We start from the raw sequence: 20,125 nt of genomic DNA, 5'->3' as shown, positions 1-20,125 counted from the left end.
TTTTAGCGCTTCAGCTCAGATCCCAGTAGCCTTTTCATCCCCCACAGATGTTCCCGGCCGGATTCCTTGTTCCTCGTTCGGTTGAATTCTCAGACCTTCGTCTTCAGTAAAAAACTGCCCCCCTGATAATAATGTCCGCCTCAAAGCCATCCAATCATCAGAGCATGTCACAAGCGTTGAGAAATAATAGCAAATATAGTACCATAGGCTGAATTATGTGCGTATGGCCAAAAACATCTAAATTAATTGACAATTCACCACCACGATGCTCAGCGGCGCAATTCTGGTTGTGAAAAGATGTTACACTTTTTACGAAAATAAGGGGATGTAGCTGTATCGATCTTACACGCTCCGAGGCTATACAAATAAGGATGCATCCCCTTGTTGGCCCGCCAGTCCGATGCTATAGACGTTAAAACCTAACCTGAGCGTTTCCCGTTTTGGCATTGTTTAGAAAATGCAGGAGATAATAATAAGCATTGCCGTGTGTGCCAGCTCCAAAAACAATGGTCGCAGGCATGGCCAGCTCCTACAGCAAACCACGATAAACGATGACATCACGTGGGATATAGGAGCGGTCCATGACAGCAAAGAACAAAAGGACGCGCATCCCATGCGACCCCGCACCAATCAGCACCAACCCGTTTTTCCCGTACGGCGGATAACGGCGCTGCTTGTCCTCATCGGACTCCTGCTCGGCGTCCCGGCCCTCTTGGTTGTGGCCGACCCGCCGTCGGGGCTGGTGACCGCGGCCCGCGCCCAGATCGGGATCACGCGCATTTACGATCCCGCCTATGTCAAGCTCACCTATCCGGGAGGCGATGTCCCGCGCGATCGCGGCGTCTGCACGGATGTGGTGATCCGCGCCATGCGCGATGCTTTCGGACTGGATCTGCAACAACGGGTGCATGCGGATATGCGCGCCCATTTTGACCGCTATCCACGACATTGGGGTCTTTCCCGGCCGGATCCCAATATCGATCATCGCCGGGTGCCCAACCTGCAAACCTTTTTCAAGCGCCAGGGCTGGGCCCTTCCTGTTTCATCCCGCCCGGCGGATTATCGCCCGGGAGACCTGGTGACTTGCACCGTTCCGCGCCACCGGCCACACATCATGATCGTCAGCAATCGCAAAACCGCCACCGGCGTACCCTATGTGATCCACAACATCGGCGCCGGCGCAAGGGAGGAAGCCCGGCTTTTCGAGTTTCCCCTGACCGGCCACTACCGCATGAATTAAAAGCCCGCCCTGCCGTTTGAAGAAAGCCAATCGCCCCCCATTAAACGGGTTCGGGATGCCGGGTCAAATCCGGCATCTTGATCCGGCACACGGCAATCAATAATGACGTTTATAAATATTATTTGACTTTTTTATAATCTATAATGTATTGGGCGATGACCCTATTTAACGATTAATTACGTTTTAAAATTACATTGTAACGGCTTGTACCGCTTTGCATTGACATCGGCATGTGCTCTACCACCATGGATAAACGTGATGAAAGGAAGGGATGATGGGAGGTTTCACTTGTATCGGATCTGTGCTGTTCGTTTTGTTGACCCTGTTTCTCACACCGGCAAATGCACAGGATGAAAATGAGCAAAAAGATATCGTCACGTTACCCGAGGTCGTGGTGGAAGGCCGATTCGAGGAAGAAGAATTTGTAGGGCCTCTTTTTACGGAAACCAACACCAAAACAAAAATCACCGAAAAGGGGATAGGCGCCCTCGGGCCCACGGCCATGATGTCCGTGCCAAAGGCCATCAATCTGATCCCATCCGTGCATCAGCAAAGCGTGGACCCCCTGGGTCTGGGCGATATCAGCAATTATCACGAGTCGTTTCGCTTCAGAGGGATTGAACCGACAGGGGGAGGCAACCCCGCCACCCCCATCAACATGGAAAACGTTCCGATGTCGGCAAGACCGGGGGGTGGCGCCAATATCTACGACATGGAAAACTTCAGCAGCATATCCATTTACAAGGGAGGCGTGCCCGCGGAAAAGGGGTTCGGCCTCACGAATATCGGTGGAAAAATCGATATGCAGGTCAAACGGCCGGAAGAAGACTTCGGGTTCAACCTGAAACAGACCTTGGGCAGTCATGACGCCAGGAGGACCTTCTTACGGCTTGACTCAGGCACACTACCTTCCCAAACGGCCGGGTTCATTTCCTATTCCAATACTGCCGCGGACAAGTGGAAGGGTGAAGGCGATGCAAAGCGCCAAAATGCGATGCTGGGGTTGAGTCAAATCATCGGCGACAGACTCAAATTCGAGTTTTTCTCCATCTACAACAAGACAGAGGCCAATTCCTACCGGCCGCTCAATTTTCAGCAGGCCGCATCACTTGGCGAGAATTACGATTCTGATTTTACCGACAACCGATCTGATTATTTTTATTATGGATATAACAAAAACAAGTTCGAAGACCACAATATTCTGGCCAATATCGAATATGCCGTTACGGAAAATTCAAAACTAACGCTAAAGCCATTTTATTGGAATGACAGGGGGTATTATCAAGAAACGATCACCATGAAAAACGGCCAGAACCGGATTCGCAAATGGGACATCGATCACGACCTCAACGGCGTGCAGGCGAAATACGCCGTGAAGTGGAACGCCCTGGATCTTGATATCGGCTATTTTTATCTTGAACAGGAAAGACCCGGACCGCCCACCTCCTGGAAATTATACCGGGTGTCCAACGGCAGGCTCGTTTTCGACAAATGGCAGATTCTTTCCGATTCATCCCGTCATCGTCAGCAAACACCTTTTGTGTCCGGCAAATATGCCATCGGTCGGTTTCAGTTTGACGCCGGCATGAAATATCTGAATTATGCCATGCCTGAGATCACCACCTACAACACCCAGGGCATTCCGGACGTCAGCTATGAATCCGCCCTGGGAAGGTCCACCGGCATCGTAGCCAGCGCGAGCGCCGAGTCCAAGGATTTCCATGAGATCCTTCCCAATGCCGGCGTGAGCTATGTTCTGACCGATTCACTGAGCTGCTATTTTTCCTACGGCCGAAACTATGGCATGAGTGTGGCGCTTTATCCTTTCTTTATTTCCCAGAAGAGTGCGTTCGATGCCAAGGGCATCACCCTGCAGGACCTCTGGGACAACCAGGAGCTGGAAATCGCGGACAATTTCGACTTCGGATTCAGATATATCACCGACAAACTGTATATCGTTCCCACCATCTATTATGCCAAGCACCGCAACAAAACGGCCATCTATTATGACGCGTCCCTCGACGCGACCTTCCCTGCCGCCATTTTTGACGCGGACGCCTATGGGGCTGAACTCGAAGTCGGCGCCATGCCCTTTAAAAATCTCTCGCTTTACGCCTCCTTTTCCTACAACCGCTTCTATTTTTCCCAGGATATCAGCAACAAGGCCGGCGAAACGATTTCCGTGGACGGCAACCAGGTACCGGACGCCCCGGAATTCCTCGTCAAAGGCATGCTGAGCTATCGCATCGGCGATTTCTCCTTTTCCCCGGTTGTCCGGTACTGCTCCAGCAGATATGGCGATATTCTCCAGGAAGAAAAAATCGACGACGCCGTAATCTTTGATTTCGATGTCACCTATAGCAAAACCTTCCCGCAAACACCGATCAAGAAAATGGATGTTTCGCTGTCACTCAACAACATCTTCGACAAGGAGTACATCAGCATCATCAATACATCCGATTATCAGACCCTGGGCTCATCCTATCAGACGGGTGCGCCGTTTACGATGTATGCAACGGTTTCGCTTTCATTTTAAATTTGAGAGGAAAGAGGAAAATGAGATTCTGCCTGTTGATGTTGTGCGCGATGCTCTTGTCGATGGCCACTTGTGTACCGGCATTTGCCGAGGAAGCGGCGGAAACCCAAACCAAAAACAGCCCCTCCCAGGCCCAGCAGCTGGAACCCGTCACGGTGGTCGACGAGAATGATTCCCGGCGCCGGGATCTGGACCTGGACAGCATCACCAACCCCTACCGGGTCGAGGCCAGTGCCCGGTTCGGCACCCAAGTACTGACCCAGGAAGAGATCCAGGATCTGAAACCCAGCGATGTCTATGATCTTCTGGATAAAGCCGTGGGCATTGACGTGACCTACCAGGGCCGCAAACACCCGTTCTTCATCCAAACCCGCGGCGGCGGGAGCTTCACCTACATCATCGACGGCGCCGTGCTGCCGCCGTCCACCGACCGGATCTTGTACAAATTCCCGGTGGCGGCCATCGAAGAGATGCAGATCGTGCGCGGTTCCACGGCCCTTACCATCGGTCCCTCAATCCCCATCGGGGCCTCCAATTCCGGCTCGGGCGTCAATACGGGGTTTGTCATTATCCGGACCAAGCAGCCGCAAAAGACCACCGCGACCTTGAAAGGGTCGATCGAAAAATCGACCGGCGGCCACCCGGCGGCCACCCATGCCAGCCTGTATGCCGGCACGCGCTACACCGGGTCTTCCCGATGGGAAGGCTATGTCGGCGGCCTGGCAGCCATGCTGGACCGCCCCAGCGAGGACAGCTGGTTCGACGGAAGAAGCTCAAAAAACGGGATGATCAATGCCGGCGGCCGATTCGGCAAAGTGAACGTGAACCTGATGACCTATCAAGACCGGGGAGATTTTGAGATGCAGCGCGGTATCGCCGACGACGGAACGCTTTCCGACGCCAAGTGGTACTATGACCCGCTGAAAACCAAGGTTTACTCCGGCGACATGGGCATCCATTGGAGCCCGAATCATTCAACCCTGTTCAACGCCTTTCAGGTCGACTACGAGCAGACCGAGCATAACGACAGCTTTGTCTCATCGACAACGACCACCAAGGAATATGAAGAGGATACCAAGGGATTCGGCGTGCGTCACAACTCCCGCTTCGGCGGCACCTTGATCCAACTCGGCTGGCAGTATTCCAACAGCACCGGTTACGGCCCCAACCTCAGCAGGGGCTATAACAAGTACGATACCACGGTAAGCGGCTGGTCGACGTCGGTTGAACAGCGCCTCTTCGACGGCAATCTGATTCTGGATGCCGGTTATCGGCAGGATACGAAACACATCGACAACTCCAGTTCCGGCAGGAGCGAGCGTCAGGCCACCGATGATGCCAACAATGATGTCGACATGGATCCTTCGAAAATCTTTGCCATGGGCGCCCACTTACAAATCGCCGATATCTATGCCCTGGACGGCCGGTACTTTTACGGCAAGCAGGGAACCACCGGCGATTTTGACATGCGCTCGGAAACCGGCAGCCTGGACCCTGAACGCCAGGATCGCATCGAAGTCGCCCTGTCCGCCGCCTTTGCCGACTATTTCCGGCCGACGGTGACCTGGTTCAGGATCGATACCGAAAATGAGAAATCCGCAACGGATTCAACCTACGACATCGACGGCGCCACCTACTACTATTACGAGCAGTCCGACGAACTTCGGCAGGGCATCGAGCTGTTGATCAGCGGCAATATCGGCAAGAACACCGCCTACCAACTGACCTGGACCCATATGCTGAAAAGCGAATCCACCAGTGACGGGGAGACAACGGACGCCATCGGCGTCACATCGCCGGAAAACAGCTACCTGGCGACACTGAGCCATCGGTGGGGCGCCTACAAAGCCAATCTCTCCCTGAAGATCGTGGATGGCTGGACACGATCCGGCAGTCCCATGGGCGTCGCCGATGAAAAAGACCTGGGGGACTACACCCTTTTAAATGCCAATATCAGAAGGGATTTCAATATCCAGAAATGCCTTTTGTCCATCACCCTGTTCGGCCGCAATCTTTTGGATGACGACTACTCCACGCGGTATGTAACGGGTTACTATCCGGATCGGGGCCGGACCCTGGGCGCCGAATTCTCACTATCCTTTTAGGTTGCCGGAAATTAATAATTCCCCCAGATCGCGCCGGATTTGGGGTCGTCTACAAGGCGCCGCCACCGGTGCATATCGAGAATATGTGCCGGTGGCGGCAACGCGGTAGACGGGCACAAAGACAAGCAGGATGGTGGAATTATTAATTTTCGGCAACCTTAGGTCAAATCAGGTCAAAAAAATGAACGTTTCCCGATATGATGAACGCGCACGGGGCCTGAACGCGTGCATGTACGCCTATTATGCCCAACACATCAAAGCAAGCACCGGTGTCACCCGCGGTGTCTGCCTGGATGCGGGTTGCGGTGGCGGCTACCTGGGGTTGGCCCTGGCCAAAATCACCGACCTGAACCTCATTTTTCTGGATGTCTCTTCCGCGATGCTGGAAAAAGCCGACGCGCATATCGTTGAGGATGGATTGCAGGGAAAAGCACGGACCTTGCTTGGGGATGTTCACCGCATTCCCCTGGAAGACGGCTCGGTCAATCTGGTCATCAGCCGTGGATCGATCCCTTTTTGGAAAGATCCGGAGATCGCCTTGAAAGAAGTCTACCGGGTGCTGGCTCCGGGAGGAAAAGCCTTTGTCGGCGGCGGCCGGGGAACACCCGAAATCCAAGCGCAAATCGCCGCCGCCATGCAAGCCCGCGGCATCGAACCGTCAAGGGATCGTCAGCGCCGCGACGGCCCCTGCAACCGGATGATGAAGCGGGATTATAACGAAATTCTTCAAAAATCCGGGATTCCCCAGTTCCATGTGACCAAAGGCGATGATGGCATGTGGATCCAGATGGAGAAATTCAAGGAGAAACCATGATGCCGATGAAAATCTATTTCCTCCTGACCTTCTGCCTGCTTCTCACCGTTTTCTGGGCAACCATCGGGCCTGCCCTGGGCCGTGAGATTACGGACATGGCCGGCCGCAAGGTGATTCTCCCGGACGTCATCAAAACGGCCTATGCCCCATCGCCTTACGGGTTTGCCATCCTCTACTCGGTGGCGCCGGAAACCCTTGCCGGGTTGATGTTCCCGCTCAGCAGAAGACAAGCCGTATCTTCTGCCGTGTGTGCACGACCTGCCCGTGATCGGCAGGCTTTCCAATACCGAGGCGCTGGTCGCGGCCCATCCGGATCTGCTCATTATCTGGGGCGACAAACATGCGCCGATTCATCAGCGATCGGAAGAGATCCTGGGCAAGCTGAATATTCCCTATGTTTATGTGACCGTGGGCGATCTGGCGGATTTGCCCGACTACCCGGAAGCCTATGCCTTTCTCGGCAGGCTTTTCGGCAAGGAAGAACACACCGCCCAACAAGCCGCCTGGTGCCGGCAAGCCTTGGACGAGGTGGCGGATACGCTCAAGTCCCTCCCCAAACCCCTCAGACCCAGGGTCTACTACGCGGAAGGCAAGGACGGGCTCGCCACCGAGTGCGACGATTCCCTGCATGTGCACCTGTTGCGGCTCGCCGGGGATGTCAATGTCCACCGTGGCCACACGTCCTGCCACATGGGCCTGGAGCGGGTCACCATCGAACAGGTCAAGGCCTATGATCCCGATGTGATCATTGCCCAGGATCAGGAATTTGTCGACGGTATCCGGCATGATCCGGCATGGCGCGGCATCCAGGCGGTACGCGACGGCCGCGTCCATCTGATTCCGCGCACACCGTTCAATTGGTTCGATCGGCCGCCTTCCTTCATGCGCATTCTCGGCCTCAAGTGGCTGATGCAGCGCCTCTACCCGGAAGCCTACACCGTGGATCTGGTCGAGGAAACCCAGGATTTTTATCGCCTGTTCCTGGGCATCCGCCTGTCGGCCGATGCGGCGAGACGGATCATCGGGCAATAAAGCTCGCGCCCCTCGTATATCCCTCTCCTTCAGAGACAATCGGTTGCGATGTCAGGTATAAACGATATGGAAAGAAATCAAAGCATGAAAAAAGCAGGCTCATTGAAGATCTTATCGATGCTGGCGCAAAAAACAGCGCAACGGTCAAGGATGCGCGGGTGGGTATTTCATGGACGGCCGTGCATGGCAAATACTGCGGTTTGGCCAAAACCTATGGCGTACCGGTCAAGCACGGCAACTACACCCGAAACATGGGCCATCTGAACCGTCTGACGACGCTGGAACTTGCCGAATATGCCCACTCGTGGAATCTTGTCGAAGCCAGTCTCGGATGCGCGGCGATTTCCTCAATGATCGCCCCACCGGCGAACAGTACCGATATCAACGCGCAAACGATGATCATGGAAAAAGGTGCCGGCGCGAACGTCGTCATCGTGGGCGCTTTCCCTTCACGAATCGGCTGATGGGGATTGCCAAGCAAGCCTGCGTCCTGGAACTCGATCCCTTTCAGTTGGATCCCAGGCAAGGAATTCTCCCGGATTCGGCGGCCGAATACGTGATTCCCGACTGTGATCTGCTGATCATGACAGGCTCCACACTGATCAACAAATCCATGGAACGGCTGCTGGCCCTGGCCCGCAGCAGCCATGCCTATACCATCATCCTCGGACCCAGCACCATCATGTCCGAGGTCTTGTTCGATTACGGCGCGCATATGCTTGCCGGCGCTTTTGTCACCCATCCGGAAGCGGTGATCGGGAAGCTGACGCAAAGCGGAGGAATGCTGAACGGCAAGGTATGCGCCGGGGAGATGATATTTAAAGTCATGCAGCGGTGACAAGTATGGAATTTCTTTTGAGTGTCATGGTCATCGGTAGTCTGGCCCTTGCATCGATTCGCATCACGCGTCAATACGGGCGGGCGGTCGTTTTCCGGTTCGGCCGCCTGGCCGGCATGAAGGGACCCGGGCTGTTTTTCATCATTCCTTTGGTGGACCAGATCGTACGTGTCGATCTGAGGGTCAGGCAACTCGACGTTCCCAAGCAAACCATCATCACCCGTGACAATATCAGTGTGGATGTGGATGCCATTATCTACTATCACGTCACCGACCCCATCCGGGCGATTGTGGAAATCGAGGATTACCAGGGGGCGACGGCGTTGATCGCCCAGACCATGCTCCGGGATGTCCTGGGTCAGGGGGATCTCGACACGATCCTGGCCGACCGGGAAGCCCTGAATCAAAAGATCCAGGCGGCCCTGGAAGCGGTGACCGTGCCCTGGGGGATTCAGGTGGATATCGTCACCATCCGGGACATTGCCCTGCCCGAGAACATGCTGCGAGCCATTGCCCGTCAGGCGGAAGCCGAACGGGAAAGGCGGGCCAGGATCATCCTTGCCGATGGCGAGCATCAGGCCTCCGAGCGCATGAGTGACGCCGCGCGCCTGTATGAACAGACCCCAGTGGCGCTGAAACTCCGTGAATTCCAGAACCTTTCCGAGATCGCCAAGGAACGCAACCTGATTGTCGTCACCCATGGCGTTGACCATCCGGGCACGGCCCTGGCCTATGCCAAGGCCTTCAACCGGTGAGCACGCTGAAGGGCCGTTTGCGGGCCCCTGCAAGCCTTGGCCATGCCATACGGGCCAGGGACGGCCGGAGCGGTTCGACCCAGGCGGCCCACGCGGTTTCCATCTGGCGCAAGACGCTGTTCATCGCCGGGTTGGCCGGGCTTCTCATCCTGTCCGCCAGCATCGTCATTACCCTGGGTCAGGTTCCCATGAGCGTTACCGAGGTCTACCGCACCCTGGCCAACCGACTGGTCCCCGACTTTTTCGCCATCGATCCGCTCATCGACCATGTGGTCTGGCAGATCCGTCTACCCTTGGTCGGCGGCGCCATCCTTGCCGGATTCGGCCTGAGCGCCTGTGGCTGCGTGATGCAGGCCGTGTTGAAGAACCCCATGGCCAGCCCGTTTACCCTGGGAATCTCCTCGGGCGCGCATTTCGGGGTCTCACTGGCCGCGGTTTGCGGCGTCACCGTCCTGGACGGGCCGTACTTTCTGGTGGGCAATGCCTTTGTCTGCGCCCTTTTCTGCTCCGGGCTGATTATCGCCCTTTCCACCCTCAAGGGCGCGACCTCCGAGACCTTGATCCTGGCCGGAATCGCCGTGAACTATCTCTTCCAGGCGGCCAACCAGCTCTTCTCCTATATTGCCACCGATGACCAGCGCACGGTGATGTCGTACTGGGGCATGGGCTCCCTCAACGACCTCAACTGGCATAGCATGCTGTTTCTCGGCGTTGTATCGGCCGTTTGTCTGCCACTGCTTTACAGCAAGGCCTGGATCTCAATCTGATGACCGCGGGCGACGAGAGCGCCAAAAGCATGGGTGTGGAGGCCAACCGCATCCGGGTACTGGTCATGGCCGTGGCCAGCCTGCTGGTGGCCGCCGTGGTCTCCTTTATCGGGGTCATCGGCTTCATCGGGCTGGTGGCCCCGCATATCGGCCGCATCATCCTGGGAAACGACCACCGCTACCTCATTCCCGCCGCCGGCGGCATCGGCGGGGCCCTGCTGCTCATCGCCAATGCCGTTTCCATGAACCTGTTGCACGCGGTGGTGATCCCCACGGGCATCATCATGTCCATCATCGGGGTTCCCCTTTTCATGGTTCTCATCCTCAAGGGCAAACGCCGGGAGTTTTGGTCATGATCCATAAACTGGCCATCCAAAACCTGAACTTCGGTTATCAACACAGCCGTGTGCTGCGGGATTTCTGCATGGATGTGGGCGACGGCCAGATCGTCAGTGTCGTCGGCCCCAACGGATCGGGCAAATCGACCCTGATCAAATGCATTGATCGCATTCTCATGCCCGCGTCCGGCAAGGTCAGCGTGGACCGTTGCGATGTCATCCGGATGAAGCGGCGCGACATCGCCAGCCGGATTGCCTACGTTCCGCAAAACGCGCCGAGAGTCTTTCCCAATACGGTGTTCGATGTGGTCCTGATGGGCAGACGCCCCCACCTTGCATGGAAGGGCAGCGCCAAGGACGAGGACAAGGCCTGGGAAATGCTCCAGCTTCTCGGCATCGAAGATCTGGCCCTGGCACCGTTTTCCGACCTGTCCGGCGGGCAACAGCAAAAAGTGCTCATCGCCCGGGCCCTGGCCCAGGAAACAGGCGTCATTCTTCTTGACGAACCCACCAGCAACCTGGACATCTGGCACCAGATCGATGTGATGGAGATCCTGCGCAGACTCGTCAGGCAGCGAAGGCTCACCGCGATTATCGCCATCCATGACCTCAACATGGCCGCACGCTATTCGGACAAAATCATGATGATGAAAAAAGGCCGAATCGTTGCCCGTGGCCAGCCGGATGAGGTGATGACCGCTGAAAACCTGGAAGCGGTTTACGGAATCAAGGCAAACGTGAGAATCGCCGGGGACTGCCCGTTTGTGATTCCCCTTGGGCGGGTCGCGCAAAAGGCAAATTAACCCCAATGTTGACGAATTCGTAAAAAGCCCGATATCGGCGTTACGCTTCATCCCTCGTCACTGCGGCGTACGCAAAAGTACGCCTCATTCCTCGGGATTCGCAAGCCTTGATCTCGGGCTTTTTACGAATTCGTTAAAAATACAATTTGTTACGCGTCCATCAATGTTCAATAGATGGGCCGGACAGCCCTATGCAAAAGGAGAGACTGGATCATCATGCCCAAACCGATTCGCATCCTGATGACCGTCGCCGTTGTCGTCATGGCCGCCATGACGACGACTCCGGTGGCAGCGACCCCAACCCATCCCTTAACGCGCACCATCACCGACATGGCCGGCCGCAAGGTGCAGGTGCCGGTAACCATCCATACCGTCCTGGCCACCGCTCCGCCACCCACCACCTTTGTGTATATGCTGGCACCGGATAAGCTCGGCGGCTGGCTGGGAAGGATCTCAAAAAACGATACCCAATTCATCCCCAAGGCCTACCGCGACCTGCCGACCTTCGGCTGGGGACGGCGGGCAATGAATTATGAAGCCTATATCGCCGCGCGGCCCGACCTTGTCTTTGCCGGGTGCGAGCCGGGCATGGACCCGTCAAGGGCCGAACTGACCCAGGCAAAAATGGGAACCATCCCGGTCGTGTGTGTGGATGACACGCGCAACGCCGTTGGCTATGCCCCGACCCTGCGGTTTATCGGCAATCTGCTCGGCGTTGCCGACCGGGCCGAGGTTCTGATCCGCTACTATGAAACCGTGCTTGACGAGGTCCGGCGCAAGGTGGCCACGATTGCCGAAAAAGACCGCGTCCGCGTCTATTATGCCGAGGGCAACAACGGGCTCTCGACCGATCCGTCCGGCTCGCCCCACGCGCAGTTGATCGATGTTTGTGGCGGCCTGAACGTGGCCGATTGCCAGCTCGCCGCAGGCTCGGGCATGACGCCGGTGACCCTGGAATCGGTGCTGATGTGGCGGCCCGAGGTGATCATCACCACCAGCCAAGCCTTTGCCATGCATGCGGCCGGCAACGCTCCTGGCAAAAAACGCCGGCCGTCAAGAACCGGCGTGTCCATCTGACGCCCAGCCAGCCCTTCAACTGGTTCGACCGGCCGCCGGGGGTCAACCGGATTGTGGGTATCCCCTGGACCGCGCGCATTCTCTATCCAACGCTTTTTTCCCAAGCGTGGCTGGAAGGCAAGGTCAGGGAATTCTACTCGCTTTACTACCATCATACGCTGAGTGAGGCCGAACTTGGATCCCTGCTTGGCTTTTAGGATAAAAAAAAGGGATTCCGCAAAACTTCTGCAGGAATCCCTTTTAAAATTCAATAACGAAATATTAGATCACGGTCACATTGGCTGCGGCAGGACCCTTGGGACCCTGTCCGATATCAAAAGAAACCCGGTCACCTTCTTTGAGCGATCTGAATCCGGTGGCGTTGATTGCCGAATGATGAACGAAAACATCCGGGCCATTTTCTTGCTCGATAAAACCAAATCCCTTGCTGTCATTGAACCACTTTACGATACCACTTGCCATGCTGATATTCTCCTAAAAAAAATAAAAATAATTGTTTCAAACCGAAGGGGTTATATTAGCCTCAAGTCAACCCTTCAACAAGAAACGGGGCCACCAAATCCGGCAACCTTTTTCAATTTGTGTACAATATCACATGTTAAATTAATAGCAAGTAAAATAAAAGGGGGAATCACCGGGTAAGCGCCTTTATTTTTTCTCAAAAAAATGGCCGTGCCATGTGTTTGTGTAAATATTGCACATTTACATTTATGCATAAACAGCCAAAGGATCACCTTGCCTATTCAAAAAAATGGCTAATTACATTGAATCCTATCAAAATTGAAGCAGTGAGGCGGCAGGTCCGTCCTGGGTTAGGTGTCATCATCGACGTAATTCATATGTGCAAATGTTTCTCACATCCTCATTATTTCACAATAATGGCGTTTCCATTTTTCCCGCAGCAGGTTTCATTCGTGCTTTGAATTTCTCCACAAGAAAAATCATACTCGGCGCATTCTCGTCAAGATCCTTTATAATAACAGCATAATACTCTTTTCTGGCCGCCCTCGCAAACCGAATCCGGCATCTGGCACATCTATTGCTGGCAATTGCATCTTCTATGTTTCCGACAGAGAACCACGGTATGGGATCGGGATCTGACGGATATTTCAGGCAACCTTATGTACTCACCAACAACCCAAAGGATGTTTCATGAGCAAATTGAAAGTCGATCATATTTTTACTTCCGAATCGGTCAGCGAAGGACACCCGGACAAACTCTGCGATCAGATTTCCGACGCAATACTAGACGCCTGCCTCGAGCAAGACCCCCGCAGCCGGGTGGCGTGTGAAACTGCGGTAACCACGGATTTTGTCATCAATCTCGGAGAGATCACCTGCAGCGGTTGGGAAAAGATCGACCCGGAAGCCATTGCGCGAAAGGTCGTTCAGGAGATCGGCTACGATAAAAAAGAGCTGCTTTTTTCCCACGATAGTTTTAAATATCAATGCCTCATCCATCCCCAATCCAGCGACATTTCCCAGGGGGTTTCCGAGGATGAAGGGCTGTTCAAGGAACAGGGAGCAGGCGATCAGGGCATGATGTTCGGCTATGCCACCAACGCCACGACATCTTTGATGCCCGCACCGATCCATTACAGCCACATGCTTCTGGAGCATTTGCAGCACATCCGCAAGCAGGGGGATATTGACTATCTCCGTCCGGATGCCAAGACCCAGGTATCCGTTCTTCACGAAAACGGGAAACCCAAGGCCATCACCAATATCGTCATTTCGCATCAGACAGCGGATGTTCCCCTGGAACGGATTCGCAAGGATATGATCGATGTGACCCGCGACCTGCTTGAACCGACCGGTTTGCTGAACAAGGAGACCACCTACTTCGTCAATCCCACGGGCAAGTTCGTCATCGGCGGCCCCCACGGCGATGCGGGCCTCACCGGACGGAAGATCATCGTGGACACATACGGTGGTGTGGGATGCCATGGCGGCGGCGCTTTCAGCGGCAAGGACCCTTCCAAGGTCGACCGATCGGCGGCCTATTACGCCCGATACGCGGCCAAAAACATCGTTGCCGCCGGCCTGGCGGAAAAATGCGAGATCCAGGTAGCCTATGCCATTGGCGTGGCCAAGCCCCTGAGCATCAATCTTGACACCTTCGGAACCGGAACGGTGGACGAGATTGAAATTCAGAGGGTCCTGGAAGATGGGTTTGTTTTCGATTTCAGGCCGGCGTCCATCGTAAAGGATTTGAAATTAACCGAACCGGAAAATTGGAGCTACCGACAAACCGCGGTGGCAGGACACTTCGGGCGAAATCTCTTTCCATGGGAACAGACAGACAAAACCGTCGCGCTGCAGGAAGCGCTTGGCGTTCGAACGTATCAGGTGGCGTGACAAAACGCCTGGTTCAGTCACGCCAATCGACCAAGCGTTTCGGTGCAGCAGGGTGACGTTGCGCCAGAAGATATCCCCCCTGATGTACCCGAAACGCACCGGTCCGATGCGGAGGGTAGCGAAAAGTAAGTTCCGATCCCTCATTCCGTGAAACTTTAAAAGAGAGAGGTATCATGATTTATCCCTATGAATTGGAAGATGGCAAAAACTACCCCAGCAAAGAAGATTTCACGATTAATCATTCCATGACAACAGGCAGCGGCATTTATGTAAAACGAAATTTCAAAAAGGGCGAAATGGTTGCCAGAATGACCGGGATCACGGTCCCCTATATTCTTCAGCACACCCTTCAGATAACGTCCTGCCTGCATCTTTATGACCCACACTTTTCGGGACTGTTGTTACATTCATGTGATCCACTGGTCGCGTTGGACATGAACACGCTTGAAATCTGGGCGTTGCAGGATATTGAAAGAGGAGAGGCGTTGACCATGGATTATGCCTCAACAGAAGACATCTTGTTTAAACAATTTCCTTGTGCCTGTGGCTCGGTCAACTGCCGAGGATGGGTGACCGGTCGAAAAGAAACGATCAATGAACAAGGCCGGCGATATCTTCTAGACCTGGAAAGGAAATGTGGATGAGCCACAAAAAGACCGTTTGTGGTGGGAACGGGAGGATCTCTGTTACAAAGATGGGCAGTTGTTTTTTTCAGGGCGTTCAATGGCCGATTTGATCGGCTTAACCGGGACACCAGCCTTTTTTTATAGTGCAAGACGGATTTCACGAAATATCGAGCGGCTTCACAATGCCCTGCGTCAACTTGACGCGCATAGGATTTATTACGCCATCAAAGCAAACCGGTTCGCCCCTGTGCTGACCGCTATCAAAAGCGGAGGGAAATGCGGGGTGGATGTATGTTCTCCCGGTGAATTATTACATGCCTTTTCCTGCGGCTTTGCGTGCAGTGAAATTTCATATACGGCAAACTCGATGACCAACGACGAGCTCCGGTTGCTTGCCAACAATCCCGACGTGGTTTTAAACTGTGACGCCTTGAGCACCATCCGGCGATTGGGCCAGTTTTGTTCCGGTCGCAAGATCGGAATCCGTGTCAACCCGGCGGTGGGGATTGGCTACAGGGATAACGAGGCCCTCAGGTATAGCGGAGAGAAAACGACCAAGTTTGGCATATACAGGGATCAGTTTGAGGAGGCGTTGCGGCTGGCAAGTGAGAATAACTTCACCGTGGACACCATCCACTTCCATACCGGATGCGGCTATTTGAGCAACCAACTGTCCATATTCAATGGAATCCTGGATGAAACCCACTGGTTCGTGGACCAAGTGAAGGATCTGGCGTGCATCAATTTGGGTGGCGGACTGGGGGTTCCCCATGACAGGGATGATGCACCGCTCGATTTGGATGCCTGGGTTTCCATTATAAAATCCCACTTTGGAAACAAGGGGGTTACCATCTGTGTTGAACCCGGAGATTATATCGTAAAAGACAGCGGGCTTCTGGTTTTGGAGGTCAACACCGTCGAGAGAAAACAGCAAACGGATTTTATCGGGGTCAACGGCGGGTTCAATCTGGCCATAGAGCCCACTTTTTACGGGCTACCCTGTGAGCCTGTTGTGCTCAAGCAAAAGACCAATGAGATGAAACCCGTGACGATCGTGGGCAATATAAACGAGTCGTTGGATGTATGGAAAGACAATTTCCCAATGCCGGATCAGATACAGGAAGGAGACCCACTTGTTTTTATCAATGCGGGTGGATACGCGTCTTCCATGATGTCCAATCACTGCATGCGGGGACAGGTTTCTGAAAACTTTTTATTTTAAAGGTCATTATGGATCTAACAGAAAAAGACAAAAGGCATGTTATTCATCCGTGGTCGGATTTGGGAAGCGATGCCGATTCCATGGTTATTGAATCCGGCAAAGGCGTCCATGTTTTCGATAGTGATGGGAATCGATATCTCGATGCGATCTCGGGCATGTGGTGTGTGAATCTGGGATATGGCAACAAAGAAATGGCAAAAGCGATTGCGACCAGTGTGTTCAGCTGGCCTACTATACACCCTTTGGCGCCATGACAAGTCCGCCCTCCATCCAATTGGCCCATGAACTCAGCCAATTGACGCCCGGCGATTTGAACTGTTTCCAATTCACAAACAGTGGATCAACGGCTGTCGAGTCCGCGATTCGGTTTGTGCATTATTATTTTAATTGTCTTGGCCAACCTGAAAAAAACATATCATCTATCGTGAGAATGCCTATCACGGCAGTACCTATCTGACGGCGTCCTTGAATGGCAAGAAATGCGACCGAAGCTATTTTAATTATATTACCGATATCGTTCACGCCACCGCTGACCCCAATCCTTATAAAAAACCCGCGGGAATGAGCCTAGAGGACTTTTGCGACCTTAGGGTCGGCGAATTGAGGGATAAGATCTTAGAGATCGGGCCGGACAGGGTGGCTTGCTTCATCGCCGAGCCGGTAATGGGTTCGGGAGGGGTGATTGTTCCCCCGCCGGGATATCATAAAAAGACATTGGATGTCTGCCGAGAATACGATGTGCTTTATATCTCTGATGAGGTCGTTACCGCTTTTGGAAGGCTGGGGCACTATTTTGCATCCGAAGATGTCTTCGGCATCGTTCCCGATATCATCACGGTGGCAAAAGGGATCACCTCCGGCTATCAACCCCTGGGCGCGGCAATCATTTCAGACACGTTGGTCAATCGGATCAGCGGAGACGCTGCAAGTGAGAACTCCTATTACACCAATGGATTTACTTATTCAGGACATCCGGTGACCTGCGCCGCGGCCTTAAAATATCTTGAAATAATGAAGCGGGACAAAATCAATGATCATGTCCTCGATGTCGGTTCTCATTTCATGAAACGCCTGAAAACCTTAAAGGAATTTCCCATCGTCGGTGATGTCAGGGGCGTTTGTTTGATGGCGTGTGTTGAATGCATGGTTTCAGATAATGAGCAAGAGAATATTGCCGTTGCCCAAAGAGTGGATGCGCATTGCCAGGAAAAAGGCTTAATTGTCAGGCCTTATGAGAATTTGTGTATATTATCGCCACCCCTGATTATTGATAAAGCGGGTGCGGATCGGATTGTCGATATTTTAAGCGATAGCATCATCGCAACAATGAACGAAATGGAATCGATTGCCATTTGAAAGGTTGAAGGGAAAAGGTGTTATGGAGAAGATGGATACCCGTCTTTTAATCAATGGAAATATCGTTTCCGGCGAAGCCGAAAAAACGACGCTCTCAAGTCCGGAAAATAACGAATTTATCGCCGAGGTTCCCAGTGCTTCCATCAATCAGGTGGATGCGGCGGTTGACGCGGCAAACAGGGCATTTCCGGGTTGGAAAAAAAAATCCTTTGCCGACAGGGCGGACGTTTTATTTAAATTCGCCGATCGGATTGAAAAAAAAGGCGAGCGCCTGGCCAAAATCGAATCGCTTAACTGTGGCAAACCCCTTCAACGAATGCTTGAAGATGAGATACCGGCGATCGTTGATCATTTCCGGTTTTTCGCGGGGGCGTCCCGGTGTATGTCCGGTAGTGCCTCCGGTGAATATCTGGAGGGGTTTACCAGCATGATCAGAAGAGATCCGGTCGGCGTGGTCGGGCAAATTGCGCCTTGGAATTATCCCTTGATGATGGGGGCCTGGAAAATCGCCCCGGCCCTGGCTGCCGGAAACACGGTGGTATTCAAACCGTCCGCGTGTACCCCCTTGTCCATTCTCGCCTTGGTTGAGGATATCAAGGAAATTTTCCCCCCGGGCGTGCTCAATATCGTGACCGGCAGGGGAAGTGTTATCGGAAAACACATTGCGGAGCACGATAAGATTCAGATGGTTTCGGTGACGGGTTCGGTGGGCACCGGAAAAAACGTCCTGCAATCGGCCACATCCAATGTGAAGCGCACCCATTTGGAGTTGGGCGGAAAAGCGCCCATAATCGCTTTTGACGATTGTGATATTCCGGATTTGGTTGAGAATATAAAACTGTGGGGATACTACAATGCGGGGCAGGATTGCACCGCGGCATGTCGTCTCTATGTTCATGAGAATATTTATGACGAGGTGGTTGAAAAGCTGACCGACGCGGTGAAGAGTATCGATGTGAATGATATTGGGCCGTTAATCTCCATGGACCAACGGGAGATCGTCAGTGGGTTTGTCGAACGGGCCAAACAGGTGCCTCACTTAAAAATAGTTGCCGGAGGGAATAAGATGGATCGGGGCTGCTACTTTGAGCCGACCCTGATTGTTGATGCCCTTCAGGATGACGAGGTCGTTCGGGAAGAAATCTTCGGGCCGGTGGTTTCGGTGACGCGGTTCAAGGATACCGATCAGGTTATCGAATGGGCGAATGATTCAAAATATGGCCTCGCTTCATCGATCTGGACCAAGGATATCCAAAAAGCGCACAGGGTCTCATCCATGCTTCAGTATGGCGTAACTTGGATCAATACGTATTTCATGTATGCATCCGAGATGCCCCATGGTGGCTTTAAAATGTCAGGATATGGAAAAGACCTTTCCATGTATGGCTTGGAAGACTATACGGTTGTCCGGCATATCATGGTAAAAATATAGAAGCGGATATATCATCGAAAGTGAACCATGACGGATTCGTAAAAATCCCGATATCGGCGTTACGCGTATCCCTCGTCACTGCGGCGTACGCTAAGTACGCCTCATTCCTTAAGGATTCGCAAGCCTTGATCTCGGGCTTTTTACGAATCCGTCAACCCTACCGAAAGGCGAATCCTGGGCGGCAAACCCAACCGGCAAGGCCCGCCCAGTGACCGTCCCACCTGTTCGATTGTTTGCCAACCGGTAAAAATCACCAACACCATCAAAGCCCAAGCCTGCGGCCGTCCCCGACTTGGCCGACGGCTAACCCTTTGGTACTCAACCCAATCCAGCCCCATCCCCAACTGGCATCGCGGTTGCTTTCAACATGCATAGGCCCGCTTCACGGCGGCCCGACAAGGCGGCAACCATCTGATGAGAGGTGACGCACGTGGGACGACACTGGATCAAGTGGACCATCGCCATCGTGATATTGGCGGCTGGCGCCGGTGCCTATTTCTGGTTCGGACGGCGGCAAAATCCGCTCCCCGAGGGTCTGGCGGCGGGCAACGGGCGCATCGAGGCCACCGAGGTGGACATCGCCACCAAACTGGCCGGACGCCTGGAAGCGGTTCTGGCGCGCGAAGGCGACATGGTATCCCGGGGGCAGGTGCTGGCGCGCATGGACATCCGCGAGCTCACGGCCCGGCGGCGCAGCGCCCAGGCGGAGATGCAGCGTGCCGAGGAAGAACGGCGCTATGCCGCAGCCATACTCGAGCAGCAACGCAGCCAACGGGCCCTGGCGGAAAAGGACCTTGAGCGTTACCGCAGGCTCTACGCCAGCAAA

General features: G+C 54.0%; 19 protein-coding genes and 1 pseudogene. 19 read left to right on the top strand and 1 reads right to left on the bottom strand.

What is annotated here, in order from left to right; all coding sequences use genetic code 11:
• The first annotated feature begins 613 nt into the window (after positions 1-613).
• From JCM12296_RS21760 to JCM12296_RS40105, 12 genes and pseudogenes are all read left to right on the top strand, one after another.
• Complete coding sequence (locus JCM12296_RS21760) at positions 614-1,240, top strand: DUF1287 domain-containing protein (protein ID WP_054697950.1); 627 nt, start codon at positions 614-616, stop codon at positions 1,238-1,240.
• 271 nt (positions 1,241-1,511) lie between these two features.
• Positions 1,512-3,776, top strand: a complete 2,265-nt coding sequence (locus JCM12296_RS21755; protein ID WP_213182331.1) for a TonB-dependent receptor — start codon at positions 1,512-1,514, stop codon at positions 3,774-3,776.
• Between the two features lie 20 nt (positions 3,777-3,796).
• Entirely contained in the window at positions 3,797-5,881 is a 2,085-nt protein-coding gene (locus tag JCM12296_RS21750) for a TonB-dependent receptor plug domain-containing protein (protein ID WP_054697947.1), read from the top strand.
• A 181-nt stretch (positions 5,882-6,062) separates the two neighbouring features.
• Entirely contained in the window at positions 6,063-6,695 is a 633-nt protein-coding gene (locus JCM12296_RS21745) for a class I SAM-dependent methyltransferase (protein WP_054697958.1), read from the top strand.
• A gap of 249 nt (positions 6,696-6,944) precedes the next feature.
• Positions 6,945-7,727, top strand: coding sequence for an ABC transporter substrate-binding protein (locus JCM12296_RS21740; RefSeq protein ID WP_054697944.1), 783 nt, complete (start codon positions 6,945-6,947; stop codon positions 7,725-7,727).
• A complete protein-coding gene (locus tag JCM12296_RS40115) occupies positions 7,724-8,191 on the top strand; it encodes an enolase N-terminal-like fold-containing protein (RefSeq protein ID WP_281492111.1) in 468 nt (155 codons plus the stop codon). The genes JCM12296_RS21740 and JCM12296_RS40115 overlap by 4 nt, the downstream gene beginning before the upstream one ends.
• Positions 8,191-8,565, top strand: coding sequence for a Rossmann-like domain-containing protein (locus JCM12296_RS40110; protein WP_054697938.1), 375 nt, complete (start codon positions 8,191-8,193; stop codon positions 8,563-8,565). The genes JCM12296_RS40115 and JCM12296_RS40110 overlap by 1 nt, the downstream gene beginning before the upstream one ends.
• Before the next feature lie 5 nt (positions 8,566-8,570).
• Positions 8,571-9,320 carry an SPFH domain-containing protein gene (locus JCM12296_RS21725; protein ID WP_054697936.1) on the top strand — a complete coding sequence of 250 codons (750 nt, stop codon included), beginning with the start codon at positions 8,571-8,573 and terminating at the stop codon, positions 9,318-9,320.
• A gap of 188 nt (positions 9,321-9,508) precedes the next feature.
• Positions 9,509-10,443 (top strand): annotated as a pseudogene (locus JCM12296_RS50685) (FecCD family ABC transporter permease).
• Complete coding sequence (locus JCM12296_RS21715; RefSeq protein ID WP_054697933.1) at positions 10,440-11,228, top strand: ABC transporter ATP-binding protein; 789 nt, start codon at positions 10,440-10,442, stop codon at positions 11,226-11,228. Before JCM12296_RS50685 ends, JCM12296_RS21715 begins: the two are co-directional and overlap by 4 nt.
• 216 nt (positions 11,229-11,444) lie before the next feature.
• Entirely contained in the window at positions 11,445-12,305 is an 861-nt protein-coding gene (locus JCM12296_RS21710) for an ABC transporter substrate-binding protein (RefSeq protein ID WP_054697930.1), read from the top strand.
• Positions 12,306-12,358: 53 nt separating this feature from the next.
• A complete protein-coding gene (locus tag JCM12296_RS40105; protein ID WP_172684025.1) occupies positions 12,359-12,502 on the top strand; it encodes a hypothetical protein in 144 nt (47 codons plus the stop codon).
• Between the two features lie 64 nt (positions 12,503-12,566).
• Here JCM12296_RS40105 and JCM12296_RS21705 read toward each other — a convergent pair whose 3' ends face one another.
• Positions 12,567-12,767: a cold-shock protein gene (locus tag JCM12296_RS21705; RefSeq protein ID WP_054697927.1), complete on the bottom strand. Its 201-nt coding sequence runs from the start codon at positions 12,765-12,767 to the stop codon at positions 12,567-12,569.
• 690 nt (positions 12,768-13,457) lie between these two features.
• On the opposite strand from JCM12296_RS21705, the gene metK reads away from it, so the two are divergent.
• The 7 genes from metK to JCM12296_RS21675 all read left to right on the top strand — a co-directional run.
• A complete protein-coding gene (gene metK / locus JCM12296_RS21700; RefSeq protein WP_054697924.1) occupies positions 13,458-14,663 on the top strand; it encodes a methionine adenosyltransferase in 1,206 nt (401 codons plus the stop codon).
• A gap of 173 nt (positions 14,664-14,836) precedes the next feature.
• Positions 14,837-15,307 carry an SET domain-containing protein gene (locus JCM12296_RS21695; RefSeq protein WP_054697921.1) on the top strand — a complete coding sequence of 157 codons (471 nt, stop codon included), beginning with the start codon at positions 14,837-14,839 and terminating at the stop codon, positions 15,305-15,307.
• Positions 15,308-15,386: 79 nt separating this feature from the next.
• Positions 15,387-16,511, top strand: coding sequence for a diaminopimelate decarboxylase (locus JCM12296_RS21690; protein WP_246804710.1), 1,125 nt, complete (start codon positions 15,387-15,389; stop codon positions 16,509-16,511).
• An 8-nt stretch (positions 16,512-16,519) separates the two neighbouring features.
• Positions 16,520-16,765 carry an aminotransferase class III-fold pyridoxal phosphate-dependent enzyme gene (locus JCM12296_RS45305; RefSeq protein WP_246804709.1) on the top strand — a complete coding sequence of 82 codons (246 nt, stop codon included), beginning with the start codon at positions 16,520-16,522 and terminating at the stop codon, positions 16,763-16,765.
• 211 nt (positions 16,766-16,976) lie between these two features.
• Positions 16,977-17,867, top strand: a complete 891-nt coding sequence (locus tag JCM12296_RS21685) for an aminotransferase class III-fold pyridoxal phosphate-dependent enzyme (protein WP_246804707.1) — start codon at positions 16,977-16,979, stop codon at positions 17,865-17,867.
• A 22-nt stretch (positions 17,868-17,889) separates the two neighbouring features.
• Positions 17,890-19,299 carry a gamma-aminobutyraldehyde dehydrogenase gene (locus tag JCM12296_RS21680; protein WP_213182339.1) on the top strand — a complete coding sequence of 470 codons (1,410 nt, stop codon included), beginning with the start codon at positions 17,890-17,892 and terminating at the stop codon, positions 19,297-19,299.
• Positions 19,300-19,729: 430 nt separating this feature from the next.
• On the top strand, positions 19,730-20,125 hold a 396-nt coding region (locus JCM12296_RS21675; RefSeq protein WP_172684024.1), incomplete at its 3' end, for an HlyD family secretion protein.

Source organism: Desulfosarcina cetonica JCM 12296 (assembly GCF_001311845.1).
GTDB classification, from domain to species: domain Bacteria; phylum Desulfobacterota; class Desulfobacteria; order Desulfobacterales; family Desulfosarcinaceae; genus Desulfosarcina; species Desulfosarcina cetonica.
Note: the sequence above shows the minus strand (reverse complement) of the source record. Positions and strands in the feature narration are given on the sequence as shown.

Coding starts and splice junctions, on each gene's coding strand:
- JCM12296_RS21760 (WP_054697950.1), top strand. CDS start 614: ATGCGACCCCGCACCAATCAGCACCAACCCGTTTTTCCCGTACGGCGG.
- JCM12296_RS21755 (WP_213182331.1), top strand. CDS start 1,512: ATGATGGGAGGTTTCACTTGTATCGGATCTGTGCTGTTCGTTTTGTTG.
- JCM12296_RS21750 (WP_054697947.1), top strand. CDS start 3,797: ATGAGATTCTGCCTGTTGATGTTGTGCGCGATGCTCTTGTCGATGGCC.
- JCM12296_RS21745 (WP_054697958.1), top strand. CDS start 6,063: ATGAACGTTTCCCGATATGATGAACGCGCACGGGGCCTGAACGCGTGC.
- JCM12296_RS40110 (WP_054697938.1), top strand. CDS start 8,191: ATGGGGATTGCCAAGCAAGCCTGCGTCCTGGAACTCGATCCCTTTCAG.
- JCM12296_RS21725 (WP_054697936.1), top strand. CDS start 8,571: ATGGAATTTCTTTTGAGTGTCATGGTCATCGGTAGTCTGGCCCTTGCA.
- JCM12296_RS21715 (WP_054697933.1), top strand. CDS start 10,440: ATGATCCATAAACTGGCCATCCAAAACCTGAACTTCGGTTATCAACAC.
- JCM12296_RS21710 (WP_054697930.1), top strand. CDS start 11,445: ATGCCCAAACCGATTCGCATCCTGATGACCGTCGCCGTTGTCGTCATG.
- JCM12296_RS21705 (WP_054697927.1), bottom strand. CDS start 12,767: ATGGCAAGTGGTATCGTAAAGTGGTTCAATGACAGCAAGGGATTTGGT.
- metK (WP_054697924.1), top strand. CDS start 13,458: ATGAGCAAATTGAAAGTCGATCATATTTTTACTTCCGAATCGGTCAGC.
- JCM12296_RS21695 (WP_054697921.1), top strand. CDS start 14,837: ATGATTTATCCCTATGAATTGGAAGATGGCAAAAACTACCCCAGCAAA.
- JCM12296_RS21690 (WP_246804710.1), top strand. CDS start 15,387: ATGGCCGATTTGATCGGCTTAACCGGGACACCAGCCTTTTTTTATAGT.
- JCM12296_RS45305 (WP_246804709.1), top strand. CDS start 16,520: ATGGATCTAACAGAAAAAGACAAAAGGCATGTTATTCATCCGTGGTCG.
- JCM12296_RS21680 (WP_213182339.1), top strand. CDS start 17,890: ATGGAGAAGATGGATACCCGTCTTTTAATCAATGGAAATATCGTTTCC.